Genomic DNA, 19,215 nt, shown 5'->3' on the forward strand with positions numbered 1-19,215 from the left:
AAATTCGAGATTGTCATCTTTCCGCTTGACCATCAGCAAATGTTATCGATAACATACAGCCAATGACAACCGCAGCTTTGGGAGGAGCCACAGTGGAAGCCAGGAGACTGCTGGAGTTCCAATCGATCACCAAGAGCTTCGGCGGCACGCAAGCGCTGCGTGATGTCTCGATCGATTTGCGCGAGGGAGAAATTCTCGCGCTGCTCGGAGAAAACGGCGCCGGCAAATCGACGCTCATCAAGACGCTCGCCGGCATCTACAAGCCAGATAGCGGCGACATCCTTTTCCGCGGCGAGAGCTACCACCATCGCCCCCCGAAGCCGAACGAGCGGCAGCCGGTTGCCTTCATCCACCAGGATCTCGGTTTGATCGAGTGGATGACGGTCGGCGAGAATATGGGCCTGTCGCAGGGCTTCTCGATGCGCCGCGGCCTGATCGATTGGAACAGGACGCAAGCGCGCGCCAAGGAAGCCCTGAAACTGGTTGGCTGCGATTTTGACCCCACCACGCGGGTCTCGACGTTGTCGCGCACCGAAAAATCGCTTGTCGCCATCGCTCGCGCACTTGCCGTCGAAGCTGACGTTCTGGTGCTCGACGAGCCGACGGCGAGCCTGCCCGCCGATGAAGTCGACCGGCTGTTCAATGCGATCCGTCCTCTAAAGGATCGCGGCGTCGGCATGATCTATGTCTCCCACAGGCTCGACGAGATTTTCCGTATTGCCGATCGGGTCGCCGTTCTGCGTGACGGATGCATGGTCGGACAGAAGCCGGTCAGCGAAACGGCGCCCGACGAGCTGGTGACGATGATCATCGGTCGCAGCGGCGATAGTCTCTTTTCCAAGGCCGCGATTACGCCCGGCAAGGCGATCGTCAAGGTTCGTGACCTCATCTGTGCCGGCACGAGCCCGATATCCTTCGATATCCGCGAAGGTGAGCTGCTCGGCCTGGCCGGATTGCGTGGCGCCGGCCAGGAGCGGATCGGCCGGGCGCTGTTCGGTTGCGAGCCCTTCAACGGCACGGTTCTGCTGCATGACGAGGCCCCGGATCTTTCGAGCCCGCGACGGGCCATGGCGTCGGGGATCGGATTGATTGCCCGTGACCGGACGGAAGAATCCGTTGCTCTGTCGCTTTCCATCCGGGAAAATACCTATCTCAATCCAGGCGCCGTCGGCCGCGGGCTTTTGTCCTTCCTGTCGCCGCGCGGCGAAGCCGACCTTGCCCATGCGATCGGCCACACCGTCGGCCTGCGGCCGAACGATCCGGATCTGCCGGTCGAGGCCCTGTCGGGCGGCAACCAGCAGAAGGTGGTCGTCGGTCGCTGGCTGGCGACCGGCCGCAAGCTGCTGGTCGCGGAAGATCCGACCGCCGGCGTCGACATCGGCGCGCGTGCCGAGATCTACCGTCTGATCACCCAGGCGCTCGAGGCGGGTCTCGCGGTTGTCGTCGTCTCGACCGATTTCGAGGAAATCGCCCATATATGCCACCGCGCGCTGGTCTTCTCGCGCGGCAAAATCGTCAGCGAACTGACTGGAAGCGCCCTCACGACGGAGGCGGTCATCACCGCCGCCTCCGCGTCGGAAGCGGCTTGAGCCATCGGGAGAACAGCCATGCAATCCATTGAATCCACCGCGCTGGAGCCAACCAAGAGCGAAATGGCCGGCCTGTCCACAGGCCAGAAGATCGGACGCCTGATCCCGGTCTACGGGCTGGTGATCCTGACCGTCGGCCTGATCGTGATCTTCTCGATCCTTCTGCCGGATACGTTCCCCACCGTGCTGAACGTTCGCTCGATTGTCTCAGACAAGGCAATCATCGCGCTTCTGTCGCTCGCCGCGATGATCCCGATGGCATCGGGCCGCATCGATCTGACCGTTGGCTACGGCATCGTGCTCTGGCATATTCTCGCCATCAGCCTGCAGACCGCTTATGGCCTGCCCTGGCCGGTCGCCGTGATCATCGTTCTGGCGCTCGGCGTCCTCACCGGCTTCATCAACGGGCTGTTGGTCGAAGTCGCAAAGATCGACAGCTTCATCGCCACGCTCGGTACGGGAACGGTTCTCTACGCGCTTGCCCTCTGGCACACCGGCGGGCGGCAGGTGGTCGGCGTCTTGCCGGAGGGTTTCTATGCGCTGAATGGCACCATGCTGTTCGGCCTGCCGATCACCGGCTTCTACGTGCTGCTGATCGCCATCTGCATGTGGGTCGTGCTCGAATACCTGCCGATCGGCCGCTATCTCTACGCCATCGGCGCCAATCCCAAGGCGGCAGCCCTCAATGGCATTCCGGTCCGCAAATTCGTGATCGGCGCATTCGTCACCTCAGGCCTGCTGGCAGCGCTGACCGGGGTCCTTCTCGCCTCGAAGCTGCGCATCGGCCAGGCCAGCGTCGGCCTCGAATATCTGCTACCGGCGCTTGTCGGCGCATTTCTCGGATCGACGACGATCAAGCCGGGGCGGGTGAACGTCTGGGGCACTTTGATCGGCGTCATCATTCTGGCGGTCGGCATATCCGGAATTCAGCAATTCGGCGGGTCGTTCTTCGTCGAGCCGCTGTTCAACGGCGTAACCCTGCTGATTGCGATCGGCATAGCAGGGTATGCCCAGCGCAAGCGCGGAGCTGTGAGGAGGATCACACCCGCATCCAAATGAGGATGCCGGCTCATCCCGGCATCTTACAACAAACAAAATGGAGGAGTGGACATGAAGCGCAGAACATTATTGCAGGCAACGGTCGCAACCGTCGCCGTTATGCTCAGCATGCCGGCATTGGCCGATTCGATGGCCGACGCCAAGGCGGTGGTGGACAAGTATGCTTCCAAGGTAAGCGCCTGGGATGGCCCGACGAGCGGCCCCAAGGGCGCCAGCGGAAAGAACATCGTCATTCTGGCCGGCGACATGAAGAATGGCGGCATTCTCGGCGTGGTCAATGGCGTTCAGGAAGCGGCGGGCGCGCTGGGGTGGACGGTCAAGGCGCTTGACGGCGCCGGTTCGATCGGCGGGCGGACCGCGGCGTTCGGCCAGGCGATGGCCCTGAAGCCGGATGGCATCATCATCAACGGCTTCGACGCGGTCGAGCAGAAGCCGGCGATGGAAGCGGCCAAGGCGGCCGGTATTCCAATGGTTTCCTGGCACGCCGCCTCGGCTGTCGGCCCCGTTCCCGAAGTCGGCGTCTTCGCTAACGTGACGACCGATGCGATGGAAGTATCGAAGTCTGCGGCCGATTGGGCCTTCGTCGACGCAGGCGGCAAGCCTGGCGTCATCATCTTTACCGACTCCACCTATGCGATCGCGATCGCCAAGGCCGACCGCATGAAGAAGGAGATCGAGGATCTCGGCGGCACGGTGCTCGAATATGTCGACACGCCGATTGCCGAAACCTCTCAGCGCATGCCGCAATTGACCACGTCGCTGCTGCAGAAGTATGGCGCCAAGTGGACGCATTCTCTGGCGATCAACGACCTCTATTACGACTTCATGGGGCCTTCGCTCGCTTCAGCCGGCATTGCCGGCGACGGAAAACCGGTGAACGTTGCAGCAGGCGATGGTTCGGAGAGCGCCTATCAACGTATCCGCGCCAAGCAGTTTCAGGCCGTCACGGTCGCCGAGCCGCTCAACCTCCAGGGCTGGCAGCTCGTCGACGAGCTTAACCGCGCCTTTGCGGGCGTTCCGTGGTCGGGTTACGTGTCGCCACTGCATGTGGTGACCAGCGCCAACGTCGAGTTCGACGGCGGACCGAAGAACAGCTTCGATCCCGATAACGGCTATCGCGATCAATACAAGAAAGTCTGGGGCAAATAAGCCTCCGATCAGGGCGTATCGGTCGATACGCCCTCACTTCCTCGCATCCCCATCGATCCAGCTCCGGCGAGTTTTGGAAAAGAGAAGCTATGATTATTCGTTATGCTTTATTTGAAGGTGAAATCCATCCCGGTCGGGAAGAGGAATTCCGCGACTTCGTGAAACAGCGGCTCGTCCCGCTCTGGACGAAATTTCCGGGCGCCGAGGAAGTCCGGGTGCTGGACGGGATGGAGCGCGACGAAGGCGCCCCGGTCTATGCCATGGCCTTGGCCATTCGTTACCCGGATATGGATGCAGTGAACGCAGCGCTTCGCTCCGATGTGCGCTTCGAGAGCCGCGAGGTCACCGGCGAACTCCTCCAGCTCTTCACCGGCAAGGTGCATCATCACGTCTTCCAGGCCAACGAATACTCGCCGCATACCGCCTGAGATCGGCGCATCGATTTCGGCAAGCAACGCATGTTTTCCGGGTGATGGTCTTGATGACTGCGTCAGGTCGCCGTCGCAACTCATCGATTGCGGCCGGAATTCCTGGCGATATAAAGGTTGGCGTCCGCCATATGCAGCGCCGCCCCCAGGCAGTCGGCCGATGGAACAGGTGACTTCAAGCTTCGGGGTCACCTTGGCCATTCGTGGTCCGCAGCCGCTCGACATCGGCAAAGGTGTCCCCGGCACTCGCCCGGGAAACAACAGCAGGAATTCCTCGCCGCCCATCCGGATCGTCAGACAGCCTTCCTGTCCAGTGTCGCCCAGCAACGCGGCGCAGAAGCTGCAATTCATGCCGATTGCATCGCTGAACATCGACTACGCCTAGGCAGATCAATGCTTGGCTCTTGGCAAGTGGATTCAAACCGTCCGTTTGCAACAGGAGATGTGCGTCACTTCAAACCAACAACTTGGTGTAGGTTTTCCGCGCGGACGTCGAGCCGTTTAAGACGAAAAATGCGACAAAATAGTCAAAAAGCGCAGCAATATGACGCCCTGCCGGCTTCGTTTACACTCTCTAAAATATCTCCCCCTATTTTTAAGGGTATCGGAGCGACGTTCTGAGGATCGTCACCTACGCCATGATGGCCGGCCAGGTATACCGAAATCTCGCATGAATCGACGTTGTTACGCTGACGCTCGCCCCGCTTTAGGCGCGACGCGCGCAGTAGTGCACGGCGGACGCATTCGGGCACAGATCCTGGTCATAGACACCTTTGACAAACCTCGCCAACACGATGGAGCGTGGCAATGGATACTATTAAAAGTTTCGGGATCGCGATGCGTCTCGCTCTTGGCTTCAGCTTCCTGATTGTGCTGATGGCCGGCCTGAGCATCTACTCGGCGGTACAGGTCGATGAGATCAACAGCAACCTTGGAACGATCAACGACGTCAACAGCGTCAAGCAGCGGTTTGCCATCAACTATCGCGGCAGCGTGCACGATCGGGCGATTGCCATTCGCGACGTCACTCTGGTGACCTCTGCCGATGAACGCAAAGCGGCCGAGGCATTGATCGAAAAGCTGGCCGCCACCTACGCCGAGAATGAAAAGCGCATGGCGGATATGGTTGCATCTCCGGCAGGTGCGACGGATCAGGAAAAGACCATTCTGGGCGACATCGCCGACATACAGGCGAAAACCAATCCTTTGGTCGCTCAGATCATTGCGCTGCAGGAAAAGGGCGATGGCGACGCGGCCCGCAAGATCCTGCTCGAACAGGCAAGACCGGCCTTCATTTCCTGGCTGGGCGCCATCAACAAATTCATCGATTATCAGGAAGCACTGAACAAATCGATTGGTGGCGAGGTTCGCAGCACGGCAAGCGGCTTCAAGCCGATCGTGCTGACGGCGTTGGGTATCGCGGCTCTTCTTTCGATCATTGCGGCTGCGATTACCGCGCGTACGATCGTCGGCCCGCTGGCAAAATTGCAGCTTTCGTTGAAAGCGATGGCGGAGGGCAATCTCGACGGCGATCGTCGCCTCGAAGCGCGAGGTGATGAGATCGGCAAGCTTGCGCGCGCTGTGGCCGGCTTGCGTGACGCCATTTCGACAAAGGCCGAACGGGAAGCTGACACGGAAGCCAAGCGGGCTGTCGCAGAACGGCATCGGCTCGAACAGGATGCCGATGAACGCCGCACTCTTGCCGAGCAGACCGACCGGGCTGTCGGCCAGCTTGGCGATGCATTGCAGGCGCTGGCCGACGGCGACCTCACACAGCAGATCGACACGCCGTTCATCCCGTCTCTGGAAAAGCTCAGAGCCGACTTCAATACCGCTGTCGAAAAGCTCCGCGCCGCCATGCAGAAGGTTGCTCAGAACGCAAGTGCGATCGCCGCCGGCGCACAGGAGATCCGATCTTCGTCGGATGATCTCGCCAAGCGGACCGAACAGCAGGCCGCATCCGTTGAGGAAACCGCTGCTGCGCTCGAGGAAATCACCACCACTGTCGCCGACTCGAGCAACAAGGCCCAGGAAGCAGGGCAGCTCGTTCGCAAGACGAAGGACAGCGCGGAGCGTTCGGGCAGCGTCGTCCGGGGTGCGGTCGACGCGATGGGCAAGATCGAATCCTCCGCTACTGAAATCGGAAGCATCATCGGTGTCATCGATGAAATCGCCTTCCAGACCAACCTGCTTGCGTTGAATGCCGGTGTCGAAGCCGCCCGCGCCGGTGAAGCAGGCAAGGGTTTTGCCGTCGTTGCCCAGGAGGTGCGCGAATTGGCGCAACGTTCCGCCAAGGCTGCAAAGGAAATCAAAGAGCTGATCAACGCATCGAACGGCCACGTGAAAAACGGCGTCGCCTTGGTCGGCGAGACCGGAAAAGCCTTGCAAGAGATCGTCGCACAAGTGCAGCAGGTCGACGGCAATGTCGGCGCTATTGTCGGCGCTTCGCAAGAGCAGGCAACGGGTCTGAAGGAGATCAACACCGCTGTCAACAGGATGGATCAGGGCACGCAGCAGAACGCAGCCATGGTGGAAGAAGCGACGGCCGCCGCCCATAACCTCGCCAAGGAAGCCGACGCGCTGTTCCAGCTCCTAGGCCAGTTCAGCATCGGGGGCGCGGTGGTATCGAAGCGCTCAACGCAGCCCGCTGCCGCGGCACAACATGCTCAGCCGGTGTCCTCGCCGGCGCGCCAGATGATTGCCAAGGTAGGCAGGTCGTTTCAGCGAAGCGCGGGCCAGGGAAATGCGGCCCAGGGGAACGCAGCATTGGCCGGCGATTGGGAAGAGTTTTAAATCGGACTGATTTCCGGTCAGCTTCTGCTGGATAGCAAATTGCAAAGGGCGGCGTGTGCCGCCCTTTGCTTTGATTGGTCTCACGCCCGGGCCGGAACCTTGGCCGGAAGCAGGGCATTGAGCACGACTGCGACCGCGATGTTTGCCGCAAGCGCCAGCAGTCCCGTGTAGACGGTGAAGGGCTCGCCGCCGAGGCTGATCATATGCAGCGGTTTCCAACCGGCATCCCAGACCAGGAAGGTGCCGCCGCAGAAGCCGACGAACCAACCGGCCAGCAGAGCGGGTGCTCGAAACCAGTTGGTGTAAAGGCCGAAGACCAGGGCCGGAAGTGTCTGCAGGATCCAGATGCCGCCGAGCAGCTGCAGGTCGAGTGCGAACTGCGTCGGCAGGAAGATGATGACGAGCAGCGCACCGACCTTCACCACCAACGAGGTGATCTTTGCGACCTTCGCCTCTCCCGCATCGCTGACCTTCGGATCGACATAGGCTTTCCAGAAGTTGCGGGTGAAGAGATTGGCGGCACCAATGCTCATCACCGCCGCCGGCACCAGCGCGCCGATGGCGATCGCCGCAAAGGCGAAGCCGGAGAACCAGCCCGAAAACAGCGTCTTGAACAGGGTCGGAACGACATCATTGGCACTGTCGAGCTTCAGATTGGCGGCATGACCCATATAGCCGAGCAGTGCCAGAAGACCGAGCAGCAGCGTATAGGCGGGCAGCATGATCGCGTTCTTGCGGATCGTCTTGCCGCTGTTGGAGGCAAAGATGCCTGTCAGCGTATGCGGATACATGAAGGCGGCAAGCGCCGAACCCAGCGCCAGCGTGGCATAGGCGACATATTGATTGCCGCCGAGCAGCAGGTTGCCGGAGCCCTTGGCCTGGAAGGCCGCATCGGCCGAGGCGAAGACATTGGCGTAGCCGCCGAGCTTCGACGGGATCAGTGCGACGGCTGCGATCACCACGATGTAGATCATGATGTCCTTGACAAAGGCGATCAGGGCCGGCGCGCGCAGGCCCGCCGAATAGGTATAGAGCGCCAGCACGATGAAGGCGATCGCGAGCGGCAATTCGCCATGCAGCCCGAGCGCCTTCAGGACCGCAGTCATACCGACGAGCTGGAGGGCGATGTAGGGCATGGTGGCGATGACGCCCGTTGCCGCGACGGCGAGTTCGAGGCCGCGCGATCCGTATTGGCCGTGGACGACGTCGGCAGCCGTCACATAACCGAACCCTTTGGCGCGTTTCCACAGAACCGGCATGACCATGAAGACGAAGGGGTAGACGACGATGGTGTAGGGCAGCGCGAAGAAGCCGTAGGCGCCGACCGTATAGACCAGCGCCGGGACGGCGATCACCGTATAGGCGGTATAGAAATCGCCGCCGACGAGGAACCAGGTGATCCAGGTGCCGAAGTTGCGGCCGCCGAGGCCCCATTCATCGATATGGGCGAGCGTCTCGGGCTTGCGCCAGCGGCTGGCGACGAAGCCCATGACCGTGACGAGGACGAAGAAGAAGATGAAGACGGCAAGCGCCTGGCCGTTGATATCAGTCGTCATGGCGGGTGCTCCGATAAGCGATCCAGGTTAGCGTCGCGGTGATCGGCACCCAGAGAAGCTGATACCAGTAGAAGAACGGAAAGCCGAAAAGGGACGGCTCGCGGACATTGTAAAATGCCGGCCAGAGCAGGCCTATATACGGAATGATCAGCAGCCAGAGCGCTGCCTTGCTACGTGGTTTTTCCATGTCGGAATACCTTTCAGGCGCCGCGGGCGGCGGTCGCCATGTTCCAGTTGTCGGCGTGGAAGGCAGGTCTGTCAGCCGGCGGCGGCAGCAGGCCCTGTTCGGGTCGCTCGAGCTTTTCCGGACGTTCGGAAGCTGATGTAACGCATGTGAATTCCTCCCAGCGGCTTGCACTTGGCTAGCGGCGAATGGAGTCCTAGGGCGTCGGATTTATCCTCACAAGATGGGCGAGGAGCTGAAGTGCCGGGCTCTACCCAGAAGTGGGTAGGCGCGGATCCACGCCGACTTTCGGGACGATGCCGTGGTCGAGCGCATAGCGGATGAGACCTGCTGTCGTTGCGATGCCGAGCTTTTTCTTGAGGTTCTTGCGATGTGTTTCGGCCGTGGCGGAGCTTATCCCCAGCACCTCTGCGATCTCGCGGTTGCTCCTGCCTGCAACGATCAGCCCGAGAGTGTCGCGCTCACGCGGCGTCAAGGGATCGCTCCCCTCCTCCGCGCGTTCGCCCATCAGCGCATCGAAGACGCCGGAGGAGAAATAGGTGCCGCCGCCGGCGACGGTTTCGATAGCTGCGACGATCTCGTCGGTCGAGACGTCTTTGAGGACGTAGCCGGCGGCGCCATGCATGACCGACGAGGAAATATACTCGCGGCTGTCATGCATGGAGAGCATCACGACGCGAGTTTGCGGAAGTTCGTTCCTGAACAATTCGATCGCATCGATGCCGCTGAGCTTCGGCATGTTGATATCCATCAGCACCACCTGCGGCTGAACCTGCAGGGCGATGTCGAGCCCGGTTTGAGCCAAGCCGGCGGTGCCGGCGACTTCGATATGGTCGAATGTGTCGAGCACGGCTTTCAGCCCGTCCAGCACCAGCGGATGGTTGTCGATCAGCAGCACCTTGATTTTCGGGCGTGCCGTCATGCGGCTTCCGCCTGCTTGCCGGCGGCAAGATTGGCCGATCTCGGCATCATGGCCGTCAGCGTCGTGCCGGCCTCGCTGCTGTTGATCAACAACAGACCGCGGAAATGTGCCATCCGCTCCTGCATGTTGCGCAGGCCGAGTCCCGCTCTGCCTGAGGCGCCGTCCTTGCTGCCGTCGAAGCCGGTGCCGTTGTCGGAGATGGTCATGCGGGCGCGGCCGCCGTCGCTCCAGAGCTTGACCGTAAGCCGGGAGGCGCCCGCATGGCGCTCGACATTGTTGAATGCTTCCTGTGCGACGCGATAAAGTGCGGTGTTGGCTTCGGCTTTCAGCCTGTCGGTGAACGCGGAAGCGTCGATTTCCGTCTCGATTCCTGTCCGCTCGGCGAAATTGTAGCAGAGCGCCTCAAGCGCCGCCTTCAGGCCGAGGTCGTCGAGCACGCGTGGGCGCAGGTCGTGCGAGAGCCGCCTGATCTCCTTGATGGCGCCGTTCAGCGCCTCGACGCCGCGGTCGATGGTCAGCGCCGCATCGTCGACATTGGTCCTGACCTTGCGGCCGGCGAGATCCATCGCATAGCGCACGCCGACGAGATTTTGGGAAATGCCGTCATGTAGTTCGCGGGCAAGCCGCGCGCGCTCTTCTTCCTGGGTGTCGATGACCCGCTGCGTCAGCGCCTTGAGCCGGCTATCGGCCATGCGGCGCTCGTGGAAGGTCAGCAGCATGCAGGTGGTGAACACGACGAGCACCGAAGGCACGGCGATCAGCGCGACGATGACGAAGGTCCGTCTTATGTTGACGCGCATCACCTTGTTGGCGGCGGCACTCTGGGCAAAGACGTCATCGAGATAGACGCCGGTGCCGACGACCCAGCGCCACTTGTCGAGACTGACGACGAAGGATAGTTTGTCGGCGATCTGTCCGGTCGATGGCTTTTGCCATTTGTACTGATGCAGGCCGCCGCCCGCTCGCGCGGTGGCGATCAGTTCGGCGATGACCTTGTCGCCATCCGGATCGGTGAGATCGAGCCAATTGTGCCCATGCCGGAAGCTCTGGCGCGGGTGGACGATATTGTTGCCGTCATAGTCGTAGACGAAGAAATATCCATCCTTGCCGTAGTCGAGCGAGGTCAGGATCGCGGCCACCTGCTCCTTGGCGGCCTCGTCGTCGGCCCCGGCCTTGTCATAGATCGTCTGGATGGCCGACAGCGCAAGGTTGGTCAGATTGAGGATCTCGGCTTCCTTGGTCTTCAGCATGTTCTGCTCGAACGTGTCGATGCTGTTCTTGGCGAGATTTGCCGATTGCCAGGTGATAAAGGTGGTGATCGCAAGGATCGAGATGACGAGCGGGACGATCGCCAACGCGATGATCTGGTGTCGTAACGTCAAGGGTCGTTCCTCCCGGGATTTGCGGCCGGAATTATGCCCTTTGGCGAATGTGAGTCCAGCGGCTTGTCGCGCTTGCCGCGCGACCGGATCAATGTCGGTTCTGAATTAAAGAGTTAGAGCATGATGTCGTCCGAAAACCGCTCACACTTTTCGGCATCATGCTCTAGGCGCTATTCTAGGGGCACGAACAGGCCGAGTTTGACGTCGCGCAGCACGACATTGGTGTGCATGCGGCGGATCTGCGCGTTTTCCGCCATGATCAGAGCCGCGATGTCGTCATAGTGCTCGACGTCGCGGGCGGTAATGATGGCGATCAGATCGACCGCGCCGGTGACGTAATAGACCTGTTGGATATGATCCTGCTTCTCCGCCCAAAGGCGGAACTTCGCCAGTGCGTCGTAATTGTCCCGCTCGATCTCCATCCCGACGATGAACACCATCGATGTTCCCGTCGCCTTCCGGTCGACGACGGCGACCTCCGCCTTGATGATCCCTTCCTCGCGCAACCGCTTCAACCGTCGCTGCACGGCCGAGACCGACAACCCGATCCGTTCGGCAATCGTTTCGGCCTTCAGCTGGCAGTCACGCTGAACGATGTCGAGAATGTCACGGTCAAAACGATCCAGCTGTTCCATCATTCAGTCCAATTCCAGTTGCGGCACTTCATACATTCTGCCGCATTCGATGCGCGAGGAAGATTATTTTGCACATAATATGCAAAAGAGGTGATAATTGCGCGAAAAAACCGCGTTATTTTATCATTATCCTTCGCAAATTCAGTTCAGCCGGACCACTGCATGTCGGATCAACCCTTTCCTGCTCTTCGCGTCGAAGATCTCCATAAAAGCTTCGGCTCGCAACAGGTCCTCAAGGGTATCTCGACGGAGGCCCACAAGTCTGATGTGATTTCGATCATCGGCTCGTCCGGCTCCGGCAAGAGCACCTTCCTCCGATGCATCAATTTCCTGGAAACGCCGGATCGCGGCCGCATTGCGGTGAACGGCGAGGAAGTCGCGCTGAAAATCGGTCGCGGCGGCCGGCTGCAGCCGCAGAGCTGGCGGCAGATCGAACGGCTGCGGACAGGGCTCGGCATGGTCTTTCAGAGTTTCAATCTCTGGGCCCATCGCACCGTGCTGGAAAACGTCATCGAGGCGCCAGTGCACGTCATGGGCATTTCAAAGCGCGAGGCGATCGAAAAGGCCGAAGCCCTGCTCCACAAGGTCGGGCTCTTTGACAAGCGCGACGCCTATCCCGCCTTCCTGTCCGGCGGCCAGCAGCAGCGCGCGGCGATTGCGAGGGCGCTCTGCGTCGATCCCGCCGTCATGCTGTTCGACGAGCCGACATCGGCGCTCGATCCGGAGCTGGTCGGCGAGGTTCTCAAAGTCATCCGCGATCTTGCGGAAGAAGGCCGGACCATGCTGATCGTCACGCATGAAATGCGCTTTGCCCGGGATGTTTCGAGCCGAGTTCTCTACCTGCATCAGGGACGGATCGAGGAAGAAGGTCCGCCGGAACAAGTTTTCGGGGCGCCGGTCAGTGCCCGCTGTCGGGAGTTCACCCGTCTCAGCGCCCATTGATCACACCAGCCATCATCGACACCACACGAACCAGGAGAATCCCGCGAATGAAACTGCTCCCCACGCTTTTCGCCGGCGTTGCACTTGCGCTTTCCGCCGTCACGGCACAGGCCGAAGTCCGCTTCGGCGTCATGAACGAATCCTATCCGCCCTTCTTCGCCAAGGATGCCTCTGGTGAGTGGCACGGATGGGAAATCGATCTGATGAACGCCGTCTGCGACGAGATGAAGGAGAAATGCTCAATCGTCGAGATTTCCTGGGATGGTCTCATTCCAGCTCTCCAGAGCAAGAAGTTCGATGTGATCTGGTCGTCGATGTCGAACACCGCCGAACGCTCGAAGGTGATCGATTTCACCGACAAATATTACAATACGCCGAGCACACTGATCGGCCCCAAGGACCAGAAGCCGGGCGCCACTGCCGAGGACGTGAAGGGCAAGACGATTGGCATCCAGGTGTCGACGATCCAGTCGGAATATTACAAGAAGTATTTTGCAGGCGCTGCCGAGGAAAAGACCTACCAGACGCTCGACGAGGCTTTCCAGGATCTCGCCTCCGGCCGCATCGACTACGTCTTCGGTGATTCACTGGCGCTCGACGCTTTCCTGAAAAGCGATGGCGGCAAAGATTGCTGCGCCAAGATGGGTGATGTCGCCGACGACAAGGAGATTCTCGGAGCCGGCGTTTCGGGCGGGTTGCGCAAGGAAGACACGGCGCTGAAAGCCAAGCTGAATGCGGCGATCGCTGCCGTTCGCGCCAACGGTCAGTATGACGCCATCAACAAGAAATACTTCGATTTCGATATCTACGGCGCGAAGTAAGCGGTCTCGTTGATGGCGACCGCGCAACAAGGCATTCTGGACCTGCTGTCTCCCTATCCTCCGGGATGGGGCGGCGTTCTTTTGACAGGTGCAGTCTCCACGGTCGCCATCTCGGCCTGCGCCTTCGCAATCGGCCTGTTGCTCGGCACGGGCGGCGCGCTTGGAAAGCTGTCCAGCAATCGCGCCCTCCGCCTGCTGCTCGATCTCTATACGACGGTGATCCGCGCGGTTCCCGAGCTGATCCTGATCGTTGGGCTCTATTATGCCGGCACCGACGGTCTCAATCGGCTGCTGGCGGCATTGGACCTGCCGCCAATCAACGTGAACGGCTTCGTCGCGGCCGTCGCCGTGCTCGGCTTCGTGCAGGGCGCCTATATGACGGAGGTGCTGCGCGGCGCGATCCTTGCTATTCCCGCCGGCCAGATCGAGGCCGCCAAGGCCTTCGGCATGGGACCGATGCTGCGCTTCCGCCGCGTCCTGCTGCCGGCGCTATTGCCGAACGCGCTGCCGGGGCTTGCCAATCTGTGGATGTCGGTCACCAAGGACAGCGCGTTGGTGGCGGTCGTCGGCTACCAGGAACTGGCGCTTGCCACCCGCCTCGCCGGGGCAAGCACCAAACATTACTTCGTGTTTTTCCTGGCTTCGGCCCTCCTCTACCTCGCCATCACGCTCGTTTCCAACGTCGCCTTCAAACTGATCGAGGCGCGGGTGCGGCGGGGACAGCCGCGCCTTGCCTGAAGAAAGCGTCGCATGAATTTCAGCTGGATCTCTTCCTATTGGCCGCTGCTTCTGACCGGCGCCTGGCAGACCGTTGCGCTGCTGGTGATCTCCGTGGTGTTCGGCTTTGCCATCGCCATCGGTCTCGCTTTCGCGCAGGTCAGCGGCGGCAGGCTGACGCGGCTGCTCGCCCGCGGCTATTGCACCTTCTTCCGCGGCACGCCGCTGCTGATCCAGCTATGGCTTCTCTATTATGGGGTCGGCTCGCTGCTGCCCATGGTTCCCGGCATCCGCCAGAGCCTGTTCTGGCCGATCCTGCGCGAGGGCTTCTTCTTTGCGGCCGTCAGTTTCACGCTGAACTATGCGGCCTATGAGGCGGAGGTGTTGCGCGGTGCGCTGCTCGCCGTTCCCAAAGGCGAGCTGGAAGCCGGCCGGGCCTTCGGCCTGTCGCCATGGAAGCTCGTCCGCCGCATCTGGCTGCCGCGCGCCATCCGCATCGCCTTGCCGACGATTGCCGGAGAGATCGTCATGCAGCTGAAGGCGACGCCGCTTGCCTTCACGGTGACGGTGATGGATCTCTACGCCGTGGCCAACAAGGTTCGCCAGGACACGCTGCTGGTCTATGAGCCGCTGCTTGTCGTCACCGTCTTCTATCTCGCTTTGACCGCAGTAATTGCCCGCGTCTTTCGAGGTCTCGAAGCGCAGGTACCCGTTCGTCGTTAGGCCGACGAAAAAGGAACCGGCCATGAACTCCCTCGCGCACCAATCACTTGCAATCCGCCCACTTTGTTATGAAAAGCCCGCCGTCGGTGACGGCGCGACAGCCTGAATGGAAACCTCTTCATGAGCACGACACGAATTCTCGATGGCGGCATGAGCCGCGAGTTGCTGCGGCTGGGCGCCGAACTGAAACAACCGGAATGGTCGGCACTGGCGCTGATCAACGCGCCGGACATCGTCCGTGAGGTCCACAAGGAATTCATCGCGGCCGGTTCGCAGGTCATCACCACGAACAGCTATGCGCTGGTGCCTTTCCATATCGGTGAGGACCGGTTCCAGAAGGAGGGGGCGGCGCTGACCCGTCTCGCCGGTCGTTTGGCGCGCGAGGCGGCCGATGCCGCCACCGATCGCAAGGTGCTGGTCGCCGGTTCGCTGCCGCCGATCTTCGGCTCCTACGAGCCGCAAAATTTTCAGCCTTCACGGGTGCAAGACTATCTCAAGGTGCTGGTCGAAAACCTCGCTCCCTTCGTCGATGTCTGGCTCGGCGAGACGTTGAGCCTGATCGCCGAGGGAGAGGCCGTGCGCCAGGCGGTGGCGGCATCAGGCAAGCCGTTCTGGATTTCCTTCACCTTGGCGGATGACGAGGCAGACATCGAAAGCGGCGGGCCGAAGCTTCGCTCCGGCGAAAGCGTCGAGGACGCGGCATCCTGGGCAGTTTCATCGGGTGCGAAGGCCTTGCTCTTCAATTGCAGCAAGCCTGAAGTCATGCAGGCGGCGGTAGAGACGGTAGCGCGCGTATTCCGGAAGACGGACGCTCAGATCGAAATCGGCGTTTATGCCAATGCCTTCGAAGGCGAACAAGGCACATCAGCCGCCAATGAAGGGCTGCATGAGACCCGTGACGATCTGAACGACGACGCCTATTCGCGCTTTGCGTGCTCCTGGGCCGAAGCCGGTGCGACGATCATCGGCGGCTGCTGCGGCATCGGCGCCGCCCATATCCATCGCCTCAGCAAGACGCTTTTAAGATAGGCTCGACGCCGGTCGGCTCATCAGGCTTGGGCGGTCTTCTGCAGCTCGAGGAGAAGCTCGATCAGCTTCGGCGCCATCTCCCTTATTTCCGAGAGGTGGGCGGCGCTCAGTCTCACCAGAAGCGCGTCGGCCTTCTCCGTCAGAAGTATCGTCTGACGGCGCCTGTCGGTCGGATCGGCATGGCGTTCGACCAGGCCCGCGTCCGACAGCCGCCCGACAAGCTCGGTCGCCGTATGCGGCGCGATGATCAGCCGCTCGGCCAGCATGCCGATGGTCATGGCATCGCCGCGGTGCCCCTTGATCGCCAGCAGCGCCTGATGCTGCTGTACAGGCAGCCCTTCCAGCTGGGCGGCAGAGGCGCTGAAGTCCATGAATTGCCGAAGTGCGAATCTGAGATCGGCGAGCGCCTCATAATCCTCCTGTCTCAGCGCCGGCACGGTTTTCTTCAAACGCATTCTCCTCTGCCGCAACGGCTGCCAAGGTCGCGAGCCATCCCGCCATCTCGAATAGATGGGCATCCGACAGCCGGTCAAGTGAGGCATCTCTACAGACATTTTCACCTTCATGCCTTCACCCATTGATTTATATCGTATCACGATATATTGACGTCGCTCAAGTGTATCCATTTCCGGCGTAGCAGAGGCTTCCATGGCGCAGCATCAACCAAGCAACCGGCCGCACGATTTCACGGGCGGCCTTTCCCGGCGCGAGGCCGGCGATTTCACCACCGACAGGCGGGTCCTCCTGCTGATCGGAATGTCCATCATCGTCGGCACCGGCGGCGCGTTTGCGGCCTGGTGTCTCGTCAGCCTGATCGCGCTGGTGACGAATGTCATCTGGTTCGGGCAGATCGGCATCCAGCCTGCTTCGCTGGCTGCCGTGCCGCGCTCGCTGTGGGTGGTGCTGGTGCCGCCGCTCGGCGGGCTGGTCATCGGCCTGATGGCCCGCTTCGGATCGGAGAAGATCCGCGGCCACGGCATTCCCGAGGCCATAGAGGCGATCCTGATCGGCGGCAGCCGGATGTCGCCGAAGGTCGCGGTCCTGAAGCCGCTGTCCTCGGCAATCTCGATCGGAACGGGTGGTCCGTTCGGCGCCGAGGGGCCGATCATCATGACCGGCGGGGCGATCGGATCGCTCTTCGCGCAATTCTTTCACATGAGCGCTGCCGAGCGGAAGACGCTGCTCGTCGCCGGTGCAGCCGCAGGCATGACGGCGATCTTCGGCTCACCGATTGCCGCGGTCATGCTGGCGGTCGAACTGCTGTTGTTCGAATGGAAGCCGCGCAGCTTCATTCCTGTCGCCGTTGCCGCCTGCGTGTCGATCTGCTGGCGCCCGCTGCTGTTCGGCACCGGCCCGCTGTTTCCGACCCATTTCCAAGTAGATTTGCCCTGGTGGGGGATCTTCGCCTGTGCGGCGATGGGCATCATATCGGGGCTGCAATCGGGGTTGCTGACGACGCTGCTCTACCGGATCGAGGACCTCTTCGAGGCACTGCCGATCCACTGGATGTGGTGGCCGATGCTTGGCGGTCTTGTCATCGGCCTCGGCGGTCTGATCGAACCGCGTGCCATGGGCGTCGGCTACGACATCATCGATGGCCTGCTCAACAACCGGCTGCTCGCACCGGCGGTGATGTCGATCCTGCTGGTGAAGACGATCATCTGGCTGTTTGCGCTGTCGTCCGGCACCTCGGGCGGCGTGCTTGCTCCGCTTCTCATCTTCGGCGGTGCTCTCGGATGGCTGGTCGGCCTTGTCATGCCGGGCAACGATCCCGGCTTCTGGGCGCTGCTCGGAATGGCGGCGATGATGGGCGGAACCATGCGCGCGCCGCTGACGGGGACCTTTTTTGCGATGGAGATCACCGGCGATGTGAGCACGCTCGTTCCGCTGCTCGCCGCAACGGTGGTGGCCTATGCCGTCACGGTTCTTCTGCTGCGCCGCTCGATCCTTACCGAGAAGATTGCGCGCCGCGGGCAGCACATCACCCGCGAATATGGCGTCGATCCGTTCGAGCTCTCCCGTGCACGGGAGATCATGATCAGCAATGTCGACACGCTTCCCGTCACCATGACGGTGGGGGAGGCCTGCGATTTCTTCGCCTCTCAGGAGAAAACCCATCGGATCTACCCGGTGATCGACGCGGCAGGCAGATTGGCGGGCATCGTCTCGCGGGCCGATGCCCTGCGCTGGCAGGGGACGCCGGACCTGACCCTCCAGACGCTTGCCGAAAACGTCACCGACGATTCCGTTCCCGTCGGGCATCCTGATGATACCGTTGCCTTTATCGCCGACCTCATGCTGTCGACGGGCGATGGGCGTATTCCGATCGTCGATCCCGCTTCCGGCAAGCTGTGCGGCCTGATCGCCCGCAAGGATCTGCTGCGGCTACGCAGTTCCTTGAGGTCGCAGGAACTGGATCGGCGGCCGTATCTGACTGCCGGGGCGAGGAGCAAATCGTGATAGCCGCCTCAGGTTTCTTCGGCCCCGCCAATTGAACCGCTCGATCCCGCCGCTTGCAAACTCACCCCAGTCCAGTTATATAGTCACTATAGTCATTCTGGTCAGGAGCTGAGCAATGCAGCCATCACGGCAAGACAATGAAAGCTGGACCGTTGCCAGTGCAAAGGCGAAGCTTTCCGAAGTCATCGAACGCGCGCAATCCGCGCCACAGACAATCACAAGGAACGGCAAGCCGAGCGTTGTCGTCGTCTCTGCCGAGGAATGGCAGCGCAAGACCGCTCGCCAAGGGACGCTTGCCGAATTTCTGATGGAGTCGCCGCTGCGCGGCGCCAATCTGGACCTTGAGCGTCAACGCGACGAACCGCGTGATCCGGCGCTGTGAGACTTTTGCTGGACACCAACGTCCTGTCCGAGGTGACGAAGCCGAAGCCTGATGCGCACGTCTTGCAATGGTTGGACAGGCTCGACGAGGATCGCTCCTTCATCAGCATCGTCTCGGTCGCAGAGATCCGACGTGGTGTTGCCCTGATGGACGAGGGACGAAAACGCGACGCGCTGGCTGAATGGCTTGCCCGGGACCTGACGCAGCGCTTCGAGCACCGCATCATCCCGGTGGATGAATCGGTTGCCCTGGCCTGGGGGGACCTCATGGGCCATGCAAAGCGGAGCGGCCGTGGCCTGCCGTCGATGGATGGCCTGATCGCTGCCACCGCGGTTGCTCACGATCTCACGCTCGCGACGCGCAACTCGAAGGATTTCGACGGCTTGGGGATCGAACTGATCAATCCCTGGATCCTTTAGTCCTGGCGAAGGCTACAGCGCAGCC

General features: G+C 61.3%; 20 protein-coding genes. 14 read left to right on the top strand and 6 right to left on the bottom strand.

The annotated features are described in order from the left end of the window. Positions 1-92: 92 nt before the first annotated feature. The 6 genes from J3O30_RS23570 to J3O30_RS23595 all read left to right on the top strand — a co-directional run bounded on the left by J3O30_RS23570 (position 93) and on the right by J3O30_RS23595 (position 7,018). Complete coding sequence (locus J3O30_RS23570) at positions 93-1,589, top strand: sugar ABC transporter ATP-binding protein (protein WP_207584990.1); 1,497 nt, start codon at positions 93-95, stop codon at positions 1,587-1,589. Between the two features lie 18 nt (positions 1,590-1,607). Further along, the gene (locus J3O30_RS23575) at positions 1,608-2,648 is read left to right on the top strand and encodes an ABC transporter permease (RefSeq protein ID WP_164012916.1); all 1,041 of its coding nucleotides are present in this window, start codon (positions 1,608-1,610) and stop codon (positions 2,646-2,648) included. Between the two features lie 51 nt (positions 2,649-2,699). Then, entirely contained in the window at positions 2,700-3,797 is a 1,098-nt protein-coding gene (locus J3O30_RS23580; protein ID WP_207584991.1) for a substrate-binding domain-containing protein, read from the top strand. 89 nt (positions 3,798-3,886) lie between these two features. After that, a complete protein-coding gene (locus J3O30_RS23585; protein ID WP_207584992.1) occupies positions 3,887-4,225 on the top strand; it encodes a hypothetical protein in 339 nt (112 codons plus the stop codon). Between the two features lie 160 nt (positions 4,226-4,385). Then, a complete protein-coding gene (locus tag J3O30_RS23590; RefSeq protein WP_207584993.1) occupies positions 4,386-4,610 on the top strand; it encodes a hypothetical protein in 225 nt (74 codons plus the stop codon). A 422-nt stretch (positions 4,611-5,032) separates the two neighbouring features. Then, positions 5,033-7,018: a methyl-accepting chemotaxis protein gene (locus J3O30_RS23595; RefSeq protein ID WP_207584994.1), complete on the top strand. Its 1,986-nt coding sequence runs from the start codon at positions 5,033-5,035 to the stop codon at positions 7,016-7,018. Between the two features lie 80 nt (positions 7,019-7,098). Here the strand turns inward: J3O30_RS23595 and mctP are convergent, their stop codons facing one another. From mctP to J3O30_RS23620, 5 genes are all read right to left on the bottom strand, one after another. Continuing rightward, on the bottom strand, positions 7,099-8,574 hold the full coding sequence (mctP, locus tag J3O30_RS23600; RefSeq protein ID WP_207584995.1) for a sodium:solute symporter family protein: 1,476 nt from the start codon (positions 8,572-8,574) through the stop codon (positions 7,099-7,101). Then, on the bottom strand, positions 8,564-8,761 hold the full coding sequence (locus J3O30_RS23605) for a DUF3311 domain-containing protein (RefSeq protein WP_164012938.1): 198 nt from the start codon (positions 8,759-8,761) through the stop codon (positions 8,564-8,566). The genes mctP and J3O30_RS23605 overlap by 11 nt, the downstream gene beginning before the upstream one ends. A gap of 247 nt (positions 8,762-9,008) precedes the next feature. Continuing rightward, complete coding sequence (locus J3O30_RS23610) at positions 9,009-9,680, bottom strand: response regulator transcription factor (protein ID WP_207584996.1); 672 nt, start codon at positions 9,678-9,680, stop codon at positions 9,009-9,011. Further along, a complete protein-coding gene (locus J3O30_RS23615) occupies positions 9,677-11,062 on the bottom strand; it encodes a cache domain-containing protein (protein WP_207584997.1) in 1,386 nt (461 codons plus the stop codon). Before J3O30_RS23615 ends, J3O30_RS23610 begins: the two co-directional genes overlap by 4 nt. A gap of 170 nt (positions 11,063-11,232) precedes the next feature. Further along, positions 11,233-11,697, bottom strand: coding sequence for an Lrp/AsnC family transcriptional regulator (locus J3O30_RS23620; RefSeq protein WP_164013069.1), 465 nt, complete (start codon positions 11,695-11,697; stop codon positions 11,233-11,235). A 162-nt stretch (positions 11,698-11,859) separates the two neighbouring features. Here J3O30_RS23620 and J3O30_RS23625 point away from each other — a divergent pair, with 162 nt between their 5' ends. From J3O30_RS23625 to J3O30_RS23645, 5 genes are all read left to right on the top strand, one after another. Next, on the top strand, positions 11,860-12,639 hold the full coding sequence (locus J3O30_RS23625; protein WP_207584998.1) for an ATP-binding cassette domain-containing protein: 780 nt from the start codon (positions 11,860-11,862) through the stop codon (positions 12,637-12,639). Positions 12,640-12,686: 47 nt separating this feature from the next. Beyond that, complete coding sequence (locus J3O30_RS23630) at positions 12,687-13,460, top strand: transporter substrate-binding domain-containing protein (RefSeq protein ID WP_207584999.1); 774 nt, start codon at positions 12,687-12,689, stop codon at positions 13,458-13,460. 12 nt (positions 13,461-13,472) lie between these two features. Beyond that, positions 13,473-14,198: an ABC transporter permease subunit gene (locus J3O30_RS23635; protein ID WP_207585000.1), complete on the top strand. Its 726-nt coding sequence runs from the start codon at positions 13,473-13,475 to the stop codon at positions 14,196-14,198. A gap of 12 nt (positions 14,199-14,210) precedes the next feature. Beyond that, the gene (locus J3O30_RS23640; protein WP_207585001.1) at positions 14,211-14,900 is read left to right on the top strand and encodes an ABC transporter permease; all 690 of its coding nucleotides are present in this window, start codon (positions 14,211-14,213) and stop codon (positions 14,898-14,900) included. A 120-nt stretch (positions 14,901-15,020) separates the two neighbouring features. Next, complete coding sequence (locus J3O30_RS23645; protein ID WP_207585002.1) at positions 15,021-15,929, top strand: homocysteine S-methyltransferase family protein; 909 nt, start codon at positions 15,021-15,023, stop codon at positions 15,927-15,929. Positions 15,930-15,949: 20 nt separating this feature from the next. Here J3O30_RS23645 and J3O30_RS23650 read toward each other — a convergent pair whose 3' ends face one another. Continuing rightward, positions 15,950-16,378, bottom strand: coding sequence for a helix-turn-helix domain-containing protein (locus tag J3O30_RS23650; RefSeq protein ID WP_207585176.1), 429 nt, complete (start codon positions 16,376-16,378; stop codon positions 15,950-15,952). Positions 16,379-16,577: 199 nt separating this feature from the next. On the opposite strand from J3O30_RS23650, the gene J3O30_RS23655 reads away from it, so the two are divergent. The 3 genes from J3O30_RS23655 (at position 16,578) to J3O30_RS23665 (ending at position 19,190) form a co-directional block, all read left to right on the top strand. Continuing rightward, positions 16,578-18,389 carry a chloride channel protein gene (locus J3O30_RS23655; RefSeq protein ID WP_207585003.1) on the top strand — a complete coding sequence of 604 codons (1,812 nt, stop codon included), beginning with the start codon at positions 16,578-16,580 and terminating at the stop codon, positions 18,387-18,389. Between the two features lie 115 nt (positions 18,390-18,504). Then, entirely contained in the window at positions 18,505-18,771 is a 267-nt protein-coding gene (locus J3O30_RS23660) for a type II toxin-antitoxin system Phd/YefM family antitoxin (RefSeq protein ID WP_207585004.1), read from the top strand. Next, positions 18,768-19,190: a type II toxin-antitoxin system VapC family toxin gene (locus J3O30_RS23665; RefSeq protein ID WP_207585005.1), complete on the top strand. Its 423-nt coding sequence runs from the start codon at positions 18,768-18,770 to the stop codon at positions 19,188-19,190. Before J3O30_RS23660 ends, J3O30_RS23665 begins: the two co-directional genes overlap by 4 nt. The last annotated feature ends 25 nt before the right edge of the window (positions 19,191-19,215 follow it).

The organism is Rhizobium sp. NZLR1, assembly GCF_017357385.1.
Lineage (GTDB): Bacteria > Pseudomonadota > Alphaproteobacteria > Rhizobiales > Rhizobiaceae > Rhizobium.

Excerpts from the sequence above, each read along its gene's own strand:
- J3O30_RS23605 (WP_164012938.1), bottom strand. The coding sequence starts at position 8,761 with ATGGAAAAACCACGTAGCAAGGCAGCGCTCTGGCTGCTGATCATTCCG.
- J3O30_RS23620 (WP_164013069.1), bottom strand. The coding sequence starts at position 11,697 with ATGGAACAGCTGGATCGTTTTGACCGTGACATTCTCGACATCGTTCAG.
- J3O30_RS23590 (WP_207584993.1), top strand. The coding sequence starts at position 4,386 with ATGGAACAGGTGACTTCAAGCTTCGGGGTCACCTTGGCCATTCGTGGT.
- J3O30_RS23645 (WP_207585002.1), top strand. The coding sequence starts at position 15,021 with ATGAGCACGACACGAATTCTCGATGGCGGCATGAGCCGCGAGTTGCTG.
- J3O30_RS23585 (WP_207584992.1), top strand. The coding sequence starts at position 3,887 with ATGATTATTCGTTATGCTTTATTTGAAGGTGAAATCCATCCCGGTCGG.
- J3O30_RS23655 (WP_207585003.1), top strand. The coding sequence starts at position 16,578 with ATGGCGCAGCATCAACCAAGCAACCGGCCGCACGATTTCACGGGCGGC.
- J3O30_RS23630 (WP_207584999.1), top strand. The coding sequence starts at position 12,687 with ATGAAACTGCTCCCCACGCTTTTCGCCGGCGTTGCACTTGCGCTTTCC.
- J3O30_RS23610 (WP_207584996.1), bottom strand. The coding sequence starts at position 9,680 with ATGACGGCACGCCCGAAAATCAAGGTGCTGCTGATCGACAACCATCCG.
- J3O30_RS23625 (WP_207584998.1), top strand. The coding sequence starts at position 11,860 with ATGTCGGATCAACCCTTTCCTGCTCTTCGCGTCGAAGATCTCCATAAA.
- J3O30_RS23580 (WP_207584991.1), top strand. The coding sequence starts at position 2,700 with ATGAAGCGCAGAACATTATTGCAGGCAACGGTCGCAACCGTCGCCGTT.
- J3O30_RS23595 (WP_207584994.1), top strand. The coding sequence starts at position 5,033 with ATGGATACTATTAAAAGTTTCGGGATCGCGATGCGTCTCGCTCTTGGC.
- J3O30_RS23635 (WP_207585000.1), top strand. The coding sequence starts at position 13,473 with ATGGCGACCGCGCAACAAGGCATTCTGGACCTGCTGTCTCCCTATCCT.
- mctP (WP_207584995.1), bottom strand. The coding sequence starts at position 8,574 with ATGACGACTGATATCAACGGCCAGGCGCTTGCCGTCTTCATCTTCTTC.
- J3O30_RS23660 (WP_207585004.1), top strand. The coding sequence starts at position 18,505 with ATGCAGCCATCACGGCAAGACAATGAAAGCTGGACCGTTGCCAGTGCA.
- J3O30_RS23640 (WP_207585001.1), top strand. The coding sequence starts at position 14,211 with ATGAATTTCAGCTGGATCTCTTCCTATTGGCCGCTGCTTCTGACCGGC.
- J3O30_RS23575 (WP_164012916.1), top strand. The coding sequence starts at position 1,608 with ATGCAATCCATTGAATCCACCGCGCTGGAGCCAACCAAGAGCGAAATG.